This window comes from Pantoea latae (assembly GCF_002077695.1).
In the GTDB taxonomy this organism is placed as follows: Bacteria; Pseudomonadota; Gammaproteobacteria; order Enterobacterales; family Enterobacteriaceae; genus Pantoea; species Pantoea latae.
Genome location: NZ_MWUE01000070.1, coordinates 1 through 338, shown reverse-complemented (window position 1 = coordinate 338; position 338 = coordinate 1). Strand labels below are relative to the sequence as shown.

The following is a 338-nucleotide window of genomic DNA, read 5'->3' as shown; positions in this document are numbered from 1 at the left end:
TCCTTCATCGCCTCTGACTGCCAGGGCATCCACCGTGTACGCTTAGTCGCTTAACCTCACAACCCACAGGCGTCTTGCGACGTCGCGGTTGTGATTATTGAGAGACTCGAACATATCGCCATCTCATTCCTGTTACGGAGAATGAACGCGACATGTCGTTTCAATTTTCAGCTTGTTCCGGATTGTTAAAGAGCATAATACTTCACAGCCCACCGTTGCCGGTACGCTCTGAACTATTTCAGAAAACAGTATGGTGGAGCTAAGCGGGATCGAACCGCTGACCTCCTGCGTGCAAGGCAGGCGCTCTCCCAGCTGAGCTATAGCCCCATACAGTTACT

1 tRNA gene is annotated in these 338 nt (G+C 51.5%); it reads right to left on the bottom strand.

Annotated elements, in window-relative coordinates:
* Nucleotides 1–251: 251 nt before the first annotated feature.
* Nucleotides 252–327: transfer RNA gene (locus B2J69_RS23475), tRNA-Ala, on the bottom strand.
* Between the last annotated feature and the right edge of the window lie 11 nt (nucleotides 328–338).